The organism is Luteipulveratus mongoliensis, assembly GCF_001190945.1.
Classification (GTDB): domain Bacteria; phylum Actinomycetota; class Actinomycetes; order Actinomycetales; family Dermatophilaceae; genus Luteipulveratus; species Luteipulveratus mongoliensis.
Genome location: NZ_CP011112.1, coordinates 2980200 through 2991321 on the forward strand (window position 1 = coordinate 2980200; position 11122 = coordinate 2991321).

An 11122-nucleotide genomic window follows, 5' to 3' on the forward strand; every position below is an offset into this window, starting at 1 on the left:
GCCGGTCACCGGAAGGCGGCGACGAGGGCTGTCAGGAGGGGTGCGACGACGATCGCGGGCAACATGTCACCGACCGGGATCTCGCGAATCCGTAGCAGCCGCAGGCCGATTCCCACGAGCAGCAACCCGCCGGTGGCGGTCAGCGCCGCGATGTGAGCGTCCGGCAGCACCGATCCGAGCAGCACACCGAGCACGGTGAGCGAGCCTTGGATCACCGCCACGGACAGAGCGGACATCAGCACTCCGATGCCGAACGTCGACGCGAACGCCAGCGCGGCGAATCCGTCCAGCACGGACTTCAGGACCAGCTGGTCGATACCGCGACCGAGGCCGTCGCTCAGGGTGCCCAAGATGGTCAGCGGGCCCACGCAGAACAGCAACGACGCCGTCATCCAGCCTTCGATGAAGCGTTCCCGCTCGGCATGCCCGCCGCCGTCGTGGCGCATCCGTCTCTGCAGCACACCGGCCAGTCCTTCGAGCCGGCGCTCGATCTGGAGCAACGAGCCGGCGATCGAACCGATGAGCAGGCTGCCGAGGACGATCAGTACCGGCGCACCGTCACCGACGGTGTCCTCGAGCGACGGCGCCGTCACCTGATAAGCGGACAGAGCAGCCATCAGCAGGGTGACCAGGCCGAGGCAGTCGGTCACGACTGAACGGGTGCGCTCAGGTAGCCGATGACCGACAAGCATGCCGAGTGAGGCGCCAAGGAGCACGGTTGCGACATTGATGACGGTGCCGAAACCGGGAAAGGGACTGTCCACGAGTGCTCACCCTACGGCGGGGTAAGACGTCCACCAGCGGTGCTCTACGCTGCGGGTGAACGGTGGGTTCCGCCGTGAATTTCCACCACCCCATTCGTATCTCACCGGATCGTGCGACGGCGTACTCTGACGCCTTGTAGCACGTCCGAACCGCCCTCGTGAGGAGGAGCTGTTGTCCCGGTCCCCGGTCTCAGTCAGTCGTGTCGGCGTGGACGACGAGCAGGCGTTCGCTCCGTTGTGGATCGAGTCGCGCGTGGCCGTCGGTCAGACCGCTGACTGGGCGCGTCGTGCCGTGCGCGAGGGTCGCATCCGGGATGCGTTGCTACGAGACGATATTCGCATTTACGTCGCCAAGGCGGATGGTGCGCAGCTCGGTTTCGTCGTCGTCACTCATAGCCCGCTGTCTGGTCTGAATGACGACGCCGCCGCGTGGATCGACCAGCTGTGGGTCGATCCGGCCCATCGGCGTACGGGCGTGGCTCGTGAGCTCCTTCGGATGGCCGCGCGCTATGCCGAGTACATCGGCGCCAACCAGCTGGTCTCCTGCGTCCCGGCTCAGGAGAAGGACAGCAACCGCTACTTCGCGCGCCTCGGATTCGCTCCGTCGGTGACTAGCCGTTCGACGTCCCCGGGCGCCCTGCGCCGTCGCCTCGCGGGCGACGAGCAGGAGTCGACCTCAGAGGCCGTCGTACGCCGTCGCCGGTCCTTGCGGGCCCGCACCGCCGCCCGCGTCGGGCTGGCGCGCGGCACCGGCATCTGAGGCGCCGCTCAGGTCGCCCTGCTGGGCGTGTCACGCAGGACGCAGGTGATCCTGCTGGTGTTCACCCGACGACCCTCGTCGTCCACGATCGTGACGTCGTAGCTCGCGACCGACCGTCCCTCCGAGAGCGGTGTCGTCGTCGCGGTGACATAGCCGCTACGGACTCCTCGGTGATGGGTGGAGTTGATGTCCAGACCCATGGCCACTCGACCCTCGCCGGCGTGGATGGCCGCAGCGACCGACCCGACCGTCTCCGCCAGGACCACGCTCGCCCCGCCGTGCAGCAGGCCGTACGGCTGGGTGTTGCCCTTGACGGGCATCCGCGCCACGACGCGGCCCGGGCTGACGTCGAGAAACTCGATGCCCATGGTCTCTGCGAGGGTGCCTTGATTCATCGCGTTCATCTGGCTCAGTGCCTCAGCAGTCTGGGCGTCGGTCGACGAGCTCGGGTCTGTCATGGCTACACGTCCTGTCATGTCGGTTCCGACCCATAGGCTTTCATGCGTGAAGCGGCTCCTCCTCCTCGACGGACACTCCCTTGCCTACCGCGCGTTCTTCGCGCTCCCGGTCGAGAACTTCTCGACCACGACCGGCCAGTCGACCAATGCGGTCTACGGGTTCACCTCGATGCTCATCAACGTGCTGCGCGACGAGGAGCCCACCCACATCGGAGTGGCGTTCGACGTGTCGCGCCAGACCTTCCGGGCGGAGGAGTACGCCGAGTACAAGGCGGGTCGGTCCAAGACGCCCGATGAGTTCAAGGGCCAGGTGTCCCTCGTGCACGAGGTGCTCGACGCGCTGCGCGTGCCGTATGTCGAGGTGGCGGGCTTCGAGGCCGACGACATCATCGCGACGCTGACGACCCGAGCAGTTGCGGCGGACTTCGACGAGGTGCTGATCTGCTCGGGTGACCGTGACGCGATCCAGCTGATCAACGACAGGGTCACGCTGCTCTACCCGCGCAAGGGGGTCTCGGACCTGGCGCGGATGACGCCGACAGCGGTCGAGGAGAAGTACGGCGTGCCACCCGAGCGCTACAGCGACCTCGCCGCCATGGTCGGGGAGACCTCGGACAACCTGCCGGGGGTGCCCGGTGTCGGTCCCAAGACCGCGGCCAAGTGGATCAACCTCTATGGCGATCTCGCGGGTGTGGTCGACCATGTCGGTGAGATCAAGGGCAAGGCGGGGGAGGCGCTGCGCGAGCACCTCGACGGCGTGCTGCGCAACCGTCGCCTCAACCAGCTGGTGCTCGACATGCCGCTGGACATCACGGTCGATGAGCTCGAGCGCCGCACCTGGGACCGCGACGAGGTCCACACGGTCTTCGACGGCCTGGAGTTCCGGGTGCTGCGCGACCGGCTCTTCGAGACACTCAAGGCGGTCGACGCCGAGGCCGAGGAGGCCGTCGAGGTCGAGGGCGAGACGCTGGCCCCCGAGCAGGTGGCGGCCTGGATCACGGAGCACCTGCCGCCCGGCGAGCGTGCCGGGGTGCACCTGGCCGGCACCTGGTCGCGTGGCACCGGCGATGCCCACGGACTGGCCGTTGCCGCGCCGGCCGGCACGGCGGCGTACGTCGACCTGACCGAGCTGACGCCCGACGCTGAGGCGGCGTTGAGCGCCTGGCTGAGCGACGCGGAGCGACCCAAGGCGTGGTACGACGCGAAGGGCCCTCTGCAGGCCCTCGCCGCCCGGGGGTTCGAGGTGCGCGGGCTGACCAGTGACACCGCCCTGGCGGCCTATCTGGTACGCCCGGACCAGCGCTCGTACGACCTCACCGACCTCGTGCTGCGCTACCTCAAGCGTGAGCTCAAGGGGGTCGAGCCGGCGGACGGCCAGGGTCTGCTCGACCTCGGTGATACCGGCACGAGCGAGGAAGCTGTTGCGGCGATGCAGCGTGCCCAGGCGGTCGCTGATCTTGCCGTCGCGCTGGACGAGGAGCTCGCGCGCACCAACGGCACCGGCCTGCTGGCCGACATCGAGCTCCCGCTGGTCGGTGTCCTGGCGACGATGGAGCGCGCCGGAATCGCGGTCGACGGTGACGCGATGGAGTCGCTCGAGAGCGACTACGCCGACGGGGTGCGTGAGGCGCAGCAGGATGCTTTCGAAGCCATCGGTGGGGAGCAGATCAACCTGGGGTCACCGAAGCAGCTCCAGGTGGTGCTGTTCGAGACGCTCGGCATGCCCAAGACCAAGAAGACCAAGACCGGCTACACAACGGATGCCGATGCGCTGACCGACCTCTACACCAAGACCGAGCACCCTTTCCTGGAGGCGCTGCTGCGGCACCGCGACTCCTCGCGGCTGCGGGTCACGGTCGAGGGCCTGATCAAGTCGGTCGCCGATGACGCGCGCATCCACACGACCTACCAGCAGACCATCGCGGCCACGGGTCGGCTGTCCTCGACCGAGCCCAACCTGCAGAACATCCCGATCCGCACCGAGGCCGGTCGCCGGATCCGCGAGGTGTTCGTGGTGGGCGATGGCTATGAGTCGCTGATGTCGGCCGACTACAGCCAGATCGAGATGCGCATCATGGCTCACCTGTCCGGTGACGAGGGGCTGATCGAGGCGTTCCGGACGGGGGAGGACCTGCACCGGTTCGTCGGGTCGCGGGTCTTCGCGGTGGAGCCCGAGGACGTCACGCTCGAGATGCGCGCCAAGATCAAGGCGATGTCCTACGGCTTGGCCTACGGGTTGTCCGCGTTCGGGCTGTCCAAGCAGCTGACGATCAGCACCGAGGAGGCCAGCGGGCTGATGGACGAGTACTTCGCTCGTTTCGGCGGCGTCCGTGACTACCTCAAGGAGATCGTCGCCGACGCGCGCAGCACGGGCTACACCGAGACGATGCTGGGCCGGCGCCGCTACCTGCCCGACCTCAACTCCGACAACCGGCAGCGGCGTCAGATGGCGGAGCGGATGGCGCTCAACGCCCCGATCCAGGGCTCGGCAGCGGACATCATCAAGCTCGCGATGCTGCGCGTGGACCGTGCGCTGCAGGAGTCCGAGGCGAAGTCACGGATGCTGCTGCAGGTACACGACGAGCTCGTGCTCGAAGTCGCTCCGGGCGAGCGCGACGACCTCGAAAAGCTGGTCCGGACCGAGATGGGCGCGGCCGTCGAGATGGACGTGCCGCTGGACGTCAGCGTCGGCGTCGGCGGCTCCTGGCACGACGCCGCACACTGACGGCCGCTCTCCAACAAGCAAGGCCCCGCGACCTGGTCGCGGGGCCTTCTCGATGGTGCTGGGTCAGTCGTCGTAACGGTCATCCGGTCGGTCGAAGGTCCGCCGCCGCGGAGCGGGGTCATCGGGGTCGAGCTCGTGGCGTGCCGATCGTGTCTCTTCCTCGTAGCGGCGCGCGCTGCGGGACGGCGCCGGCGCCGGCGCGGTCGACTCATCGTCGGAGTCCAGCCGTCGGCTGCCGCGCGACCCGGTGGTCTCGCCGCGACGTGCGCCTCGCAGCGCATCGTCATCCGGCAGGAAGGCGGAGCGGTCCCGCGAACGCGAGTCGTCCTGGTCCTCCTCCTCGTCCCGGCGGCGACGCGGGCGGTCGCGCTCCTCGTCACGGTCGCGGCGAGGGCGCTCGTCCTCGTCCTCGTGGTCGCGGCGCGGCCGCAGCTCCTGGCGTCGCTCGACACCGAACATCGCACTGCCGAGGCCACCGATCAGCAGACCCGTCGCACCGAGCGCGATGGCGCGGTAGCGGTTGATCGTGTTGAGGTCGCCGCAGGTGCCCTTCTGGAAGCTGCCCGTGGGCGCGCTGGCCGCCGAGTCACAGTTGAAGGTCGAGCCGGTCGATCCCCGCAGGGTGATCGGCACGAAGAAGAAGTAGGCCGCCGCCAGCAGGAAGGGCAGGGCGACGAGGAGGCAGACCTTCGTCCCCGTGCGGGGCGAGATCAGCGTCCGGCTGTCGTGGTCCTCAGGCATGCGCTGGATGCTACTAGCAAGTCATGAGCGCGAGTGGCCTTAGTCACGCCGCTGCGCGCCCGGTGAGACGAGGCTCGGTAGCGTGCACCTCGGTCAGCCGTCCGGAGAGGCGGCACAGTGCAGTCCCAGGAGGTGAGCGTGGCAGTCGGCATCGTGCTCGCTGGGGGTTACGGGACCCGGATGCTGCCCCTGACGGAGCATCGCCCGAAGCATCTGCTGCCGGTCGGTCCGGACCCGATCGTGGTCCATCAGCTGCGCCGTCTTGCGGGCGCCGGGATCGCTGACGTCGTGCTGGCGACCGGCTTCTGTGCCGATCAGTTCGAGCCCGCGCTGGGGGACGGATCGCGCTGGGGCGTACGCCTGCGTTACGCACCCGAACCCGAGCCGCTGGGCACAGCGGGAGCCCTGCGCCACGCGTACGACGCCGTGGCGGATCTCCCCGAGGCCGACACCCTGGTGGTCCTCAACGGCGACCTCCTCAGTGGCCATGACCTGCGGGCTCAGGTCTCCGCGTACGAGAGCTCGGGTGCTGAGGTCTCGATCCACGTCCGGCAGGTTGCCGACCCGCGGGCGTACGGATCGGTGGTCCTGGGCGTTGCGGGTCGCGTACAGGCGTTCGTCGAGAAGTCACCCAACCCTCCGAGTGACCTGATCAACGCCGGGACCTACGTGGTCAGCCGGTCAGTGGCCGCCTCGATCCCGAGCGGGCGGAAGGCGTCATGGGAGCACGAGGTCGTGCCCGGGCTCATCGAGCGCGGTACGCCGGTTGTGGGCTTTCGCGAGGAGGCCTACTTCCGGGACATCGGCTCTCCTTCAGCACTGGTGGCTGCCTCGGTCGATGCGGTGCTCGGAGACCTGCCCGGTGCTGCCGGGGCCGGCGGCCGCGCGTGGATCGCCGCCACGGCCGACGTGGACCCGACCGCTCGGGTGGACGCGGGGAGCGCGGTGCACGACGGGGCGGTCATCGGCCCTCGGGCGCAGGTGTCGGGCAGCATCGTGATGGCGGGTGGTGTCGTCGGCGGGGGAGCCGTGGTCCGTGGCTCGGTGCTCGCTCCGATGTCTGTGGTGGGAGCGGGAGCCCGCCTGGTCGACGAGGCTCTGGCCGACGGCGAGGTGCGGTCGGCGACCCGTCCCACAGTGTGATGCAGACCACCCGTCGTGGCTACTCGCCGGTAATCGGCGACTATGCTGTCGGCGTTCTGTAGGCCGAAGTCTGTTGAGGATCATGAGCTCACGCCCACCCGGGATGGGGTATCGACCGGCGCTGGACGGGCTCCGGGCGGTCTCCGTCGTCACCATCATGCTGTTCCACGTTCCCGTGGCATGGGTGCACGGCGGCTACTGGTCGGTCAACGTCTTCTTCGTGGTCTCGGGCTACCTGATCACCGGTCTGCTCCTGAAGGAGCACTCCAAGTGGGGCAACATCGACCTGGTCGGGTTCTACCTGCGTCGCGCCCGACGGCTGCTCCCAGCGCTGCTGGTGATGCTGGTCGGAGTGTCGTTGCTGGCCCCTCGGATCATGGGCAGCCAGACCCCAGGGACGATCCGCGGCGACGGCATCGCGGCGCTGTTCTATGTCGCCAACTGGCGGATGATCATCACCGGCCAGTCCTACTTCGAGCAGTTCGGTGCGCCGTCACCCTTCCGGCACACCTGGACGCTGGCGATCGAGGAGCAGTACTACCTGCTCTTCCCCCTGCTCCTGCTGCTGCTCCTGCGCATCTTCCGGCAGCGCCGGTCGTGGGGCCCAGTGCTCGTCGTGGGCGCCCTCGGACTGCTGTCCGCCCTGGTCATGTCCTGGGTCAACAAGCCGGGCGATCCGTCCCGTGTCTACTACGGCACCGATGCTCGAATGCAGGACATCCTGGTCGGCGCGGTCCTGGCCCTGGTGCTGCACCGGATGGGCAAGGCCCGGGTCGCCGCACTCGCCCAGCACCGTGGCGTCCTCGCGGTGCTCGGCTGGGTCACCGCAGCCGGCACGCTGGCCGCGTTCTTGTGGCTGCCCGCCGACGGGTGGGTCTTCAGCGGCGGCTTCCTGCTGTTCGACGTGATGTTCGTCTTCCTGGTGCTCAGCGTCGAGCTCGCACCGACCACGTCGATCGCTCGCATCATCAGTACGCCTGTGCTCGCCTGGGTGGGCAAGCTGTCGTACGGCCTCTATCTGTGGCACTGGCCGATCTTCATCTTCCTGTCGCCCGATCGCGTCGACCTCGGGACCGTGCCGCTCATGGCGCTGCGTTTCGCGGTCACGTTCGCCGTGGCGACGGCGTCGTTCTACCTCGTCGAGGACCCGATCCGGCGCGGCTCGCTCCGTCGCCGCCTCGGTCCACGTGTGTCTCCTGCGGTCTCGACCGCCAGCATCGGCGTGACCGCCGTGCTGATCGGGATCTCGGCGTACGGCGTACAGCTCGCCCCGTCGGCCAAGGCTGGTGAGGGCAACTCGACGACGGTCGGCAGCGGCGACTACGGCGTACTGATCGTCGGGGACTCGGTCGGCTTCAGCCTGGGCTACAACTTCCCCAAGGAGAAGTACCCGGACACCTCGACGACGGCCAACGTCAACTTCGGCTGCGGTACGGCCGAGCAGCACCTGGCGTTCAACGGCAAGCCGCAGCAAGGCGACGACCAGCCCGAGTGCGAGACGATCTTCGCCAACTGGCGCGAGGGCATGCAGAAGGCCAAGCCGAAGGCGATCGTCTGGAGCCTCGGCGGCTGGGAGGTCTTCGACCACGTGGCCGATGGCAAGGTGCTCGACGTCGGCACGCCGGCCTACGCGTCCTACCTCTCGGGTCGTCTCGAGAAGGGTCTGGATGCGCTGGGCGAAGGCGGTAGCAAGGCACCGATCTACATCACCAACGTGCCGTGCTACCACCAGGAGAAGTTCGTCGTCAGCGGCGATGACCTGTCGGTGGACCGCAACGACCCCAAGCGGGCCAAGGCCGTCAACGCCGTCCTGACATCCTTCGCGGCCAAGCACCCGGACCGGGTGCACATCGCCGACCTCGACTCCTTCGCCTGCCCCAACGGCAAGTTCGAGGACATTGTGCACGGGGTGAAGCTGCGCATCGACGGCGTGCACTACACCGCGGACGGCGCCCGCGCGTTCTGGGCCTGGCTGATGCCACAGATCCGCAAGGTCACCGGCTGACGCGGTCGGGCCTCAGGGCCGGGTCGCGATCGTCCTCAGCTGCGGCGCGAGCCAGCGCCAGTAGATCGGCCCCGACTCCGGTGTGAAGTGCAGGCCGTCCTGGTAGAGCGGAACGCCATTGACGGTGCCGTGGTAGCCGCCCTTGCAGAGCGATCCATAGGTGTCGATCACGTCGACGCCGTGCTGGTGCGCCCACGCGGTGGCGACCCGGTTGACCCGGCGAACCCGGCTGTCGTCGTTGATCAGCTCGAACTCCTTGTTGACGCCGAAGTCGGGCAGGTCGTGGCAGCTGAGGGTGTTGATCGCGAAGTGCTTGGCGCCGTTGTCGAGCGAGATCTTGCGGACCTCATCCAGCGAGTCCCGGATGAACGCGTCGTGCCCGGGAGTGCCAAAACGTTGCACTCCGGCCTTGGTCTTGAAATCGCTCACGAGCGTCTGCGGCACGAAGAAGAGCAGCACCTCCGGCTTGAGGATCCGCACACTGTCGTCCCACTCGTGCTGCCAGTCCACGCACGCCTTCGACGGTACGACCGGGTCGCCGTCGACCAGCTTGTCGCCCAGGAACGGGTCGCAGCCGAGACTGACCGAGCCGGTCGCCGCGATGTCGGGGACGCTCCCGGGGTTGTGGTTCTGGATGAGGCTCGCGGGAATGGAGTTGCCCAGCAGCATGACCTTGCGCGCGGTCGGCAGCGCCCCAGTCGGCGCGGCCGTCGGGGGAGGCGGGGCGCCACCCAGAGTGGTTGAGCCCTTGCCCTCGTCTCCGATCGGCGCGGCCGACGAGCTCGACTGGCTCAGGCCCAGCGCGCCCAGGATGACGACCGGCAACGCCACGCGTGCGACCGCGACGCTCGGACGCGGCTGGCGGGGGATGAGCGCCTTGAACCCGTGCCGACGGATCGGCTTCTCCACGAAGCGGAAGGTCAGGTAGGACAGCGTCACCGAGAGGGCGATCTGCAGCAGGGAGAGCGGCACCCCGCTCATGTGGGACACGGATGGGTTGAGGAAGACGATGACGGGCCAGTGCCACAGGTAGAGCGAGTAGCTGATCAGACCCAGCCGCCGCAGCCACTCGAAGGACAGCACCCGCTGCAAGGCATTGGGGGAGCGGCTCGACGAGGCCATGATGGGCAGCGTCGCCAGCGCTGACAGCACGAGCAGGCCACCCTGGAACGGAACGTCAGAGTGCTCAGGGAGCACGAAGAAGCTCACCAGCAGCACCGCGAGCGCCGGCCAGGCAGCCCACGCGACCAGGCGTTCACTCGTTGACGGTCGGTCGCGACGGAACTTCGGGTCACGCTCGAACTGTCGCCCGCTGAGGAGGCAGCCGGCCGCTGCGCCGATCAACAGCTCGAACGCCCGGGTGTCCGTGCCGTAGTAGACGCGACCAGGGTCCTGACCAGGGACGTACAGATGGAACATCCACCAGGCGGAGGCCAGGGCGAGGAGCAGGAGGACGGCAGCCCGGACCTTGTGGCTGCGGGTGATCGCGGTGAGCGCCAAGAGGAGCAGGGGGAACGCGAGGTAGTACTGCTCCTCGATGGACAGCGACCAGGTGTGCCGCACCGGCGATGGCAGCGCGAGCCCGCCGAAGTAGGACTCGTCACCCAGCAGGAAGCGCCAGTTCGCGAAGTAGAACAACGCCGAGAACACGTCCCAGCCGACAGGGGAGCGACGGCCCGGTGGAGTCCAGATGCTGGCCGCCACCAGCACCGCGCTGAGCACGATGACCAGCGAGGGCAGCAGCCGGCGGGCGCGCGCCATCCAGAAGCCGATCAGGTCGATGCTGCCCCAGCGATGCTGCTCGTTGATCAGCAGCGAGGTGATCAGGAAGCCGGAGAGCACGAAGAAGAGGTCGACGCCGAGCCAGCCGCCAGGCGCCCAGTCGTTGTTGATGTGATAGATCAGCACCGCTGCGACAGCGAGGCCGCGCAGCCCGTCCAGGGCAGGGCGGTAGGGCAAGGAGCGGTGCTGATGGGAAACCACGATCTTCTTTCGTCACTCGGCAGCCGGCACACGGCAGGGTGTCACGAACTCCAGCGCGACCGAACCACTGTATGTACCGAAGAGTAGATAGTCCCGCCGGAACGATGGTTAGTATTCCGCGCATGCCACCAGACGCGCTCGAGACGCGGACGATCATCAGTCCGCGGCTCGGTACCAGGATTACCACGGTCGTGGCCCTGGTGCTGCTCGCCGGCGCGGTCTACTGGTTCTTCACCCCGATCACCCTGACCGGGTCCAGCGGCGCGCAGTTCGGTTGCGGGTCGGCTAAGAGCCCACCGAGCGACGCCTTCCCCAAGAATGTCTGCGGCGACCTGCCCAAGGTCCACGAGTTCCGCTCGGTGGCCTTCCTCGTCGCCGGCATCCTGATCGGGCTCCTGGGCGCGGTCATGTTCGGCTTCGAGCGTCGTACGCAGACGCGGGCTGCCCGCCCATCGTCGGCAGAGGAGTCGCCCACCCCCTGACGAACGACCAGCTTCAGCGGGGGTGACGTGGCGTCAGCTCGTCGCCCCTCTCGTAGGTGAA

9 protein-coding genes are annotated in these 11122 nt (G+C 68.2%); 5 read left to right on the forward strand and 4 right to left on the reverse strand.

Features of this window, described 5'->3' with window-relative positions; genetic code table 11:
• Nucleotides 1-5: 5 nt before the first annotated feature.
• Nucleotides 6-764, reverse strand: coding sequence for a DUF554 domain-containing protein (locus VV02_RS14215; protein WP_083450163.1), 759 nt, complete (start codon nt 762-764; stop codon nt 6-8).
• Nucleotides 765-936: 172 nt separating this feature from the next.
• On the opposite strand from VV02_RS14215, the gene VV02_RS14220 reads away from it, so the two are divergent.
• A complete protein-coding gene (locus VV02_RS14220; RefSeq protein ID WP_052592448.1) occupies nt 937-1524 on the forward strand; it encodes a GNAT family N-acetyltransferase in 588 nt (195 codons plus the stop codon).
• 8 nt (nt 1525-1532) lie between these two features.
• On the opposite strand, the gene VV02_RS14225 is transcribed toward VV02_RS14220, so the two are convergent.
• Nucleotides 1533-1982: a PaaI family thioesterase gene (locus tag VV02_RS14225; RefSeq protein WP_052592449.1), complete on the reverse strand. Its 450-nt coding sequence runs from the start codon at nt 1980-1982 to the stop codon at nt 1533-1535.
• Nucleotides 1983-2028: 46 nt separating this feature from the next.
• On the opposite strand from VV02_RS14225, the gene polA reads away from it, so the two are divergent.
• Nucleotides 2029-4707, forward strand: coding sequence for a DNA polymerase I (polA, locus tag VV02_RS14230; RefSeq protein ID WP_052592450.1), 2679 nt, complete (start codon nt 2029-2031; stop codon nt 4705-4707).
• A gap of 63 nt (nt 4708-4770) precedes the next feature.
• Here polA and VV02_RS14235 read toward each other — a convergent pair whose 3' ends face one another.
• Nucleotides 4771-5448, reverse strand: a complete 678-nt coding sequence (locus VV02_RS14235; RefSeq protein ID WP_052592451.1) for a hypothetical protein — start codon at nt 5446-5448, stop codon at nt 4771-4773.
• Nucleotides 5449-5586: 138 nt separating this feature from the next.
• On the opposite strand from VV02_RS14235, the gene VV02_RS14240 reads away from it, so the two are divergent.
• Both VV02_RS14240 and VV02_RS14245 read left to right on the forward strand, forming a co-directional pair.
• On the forward strand, nt 5587-6591 hold the full coding sequence (locus VV02_RS14240) for a nucleotidyltransferase family protein (RefSeq protein ID WP_052592453.1): 1005 nt from the start codon (nt 5587-5589) through the stop codon (nt 6589-6591).
• An 82-nt stretch (nt 6592-6673) separates the two neighbouring features.
• Complete coding sequence (locus tag VV02_RS14245) at nt 6674-8596, forward strand: acyltransferase family protein (RefSeq protein WP_083450165.1); 1923 nt, start codon at nt 6674-6676, stop codon at nt 8594-8596.
• Nucleotides 8597-8608: 12 nt separating this feature from the next.
• Here VV02_RS14245 and VV02_RS14250 read toward each other — a convergent pair whose 3' ends face one another.
• Entirely contained in the window at nt 8609-10579 is a 1971-nt protein-coding gene (locus VV02_RS14250; RefSeq protein ID WP_169787692.1) for an acyltransferase family protein, read from the reverse strand.
• A gap of 122 nt (nt 10580-10701) precedes the next feature.
• Between VV02_RS14250 and VV02_RS14255 the strand changes: the two genes are divergently transcribed.
• Entirely contained in the window at nt 10702-11061 is a 360-nt protein-coding gene (locus VV02_RS14255) for a hypothetical protein (RefSeq protein WP_052592459.1), read from the forward strand.
• Nucleotides 11062-11122 lie beyond the last annotated feature (61 nt).

What these genes read in the sequence shown, in the direction of transcription:
- VV02_RS14225 (WP_052592449.1), bottom strand. Translation starts at nt 1,982, where the DNA reads ATGACAGACCCGAGCTCGTCGACCGACGCCCAGACTGCTGAGGCACTG.
- VV02_RS14235 (WP_052592451.1), bottom strand. Translation starts at nt 5,448, where the DNA reads ATGCCTGAGGACCACGACAGCCGGACGCTGATCTCGCCCCGCACGGGG.
- VV02_RS14255 (WP_052592459.1), top strand. Translation starts at nt 10,702, where the DNA reads ATGCCACCAGACGCGCTCGAGACGCGGACGATCATCAGTCCGCGGCTC.
- VV02_RS14245 (WP_083450165.1), top strand. Translation starts at nt 6,674, where the DNA reads ATGAGCTCACGCCCACCCGGGATGGGGTATCGACCGGCGCTGGACGGG.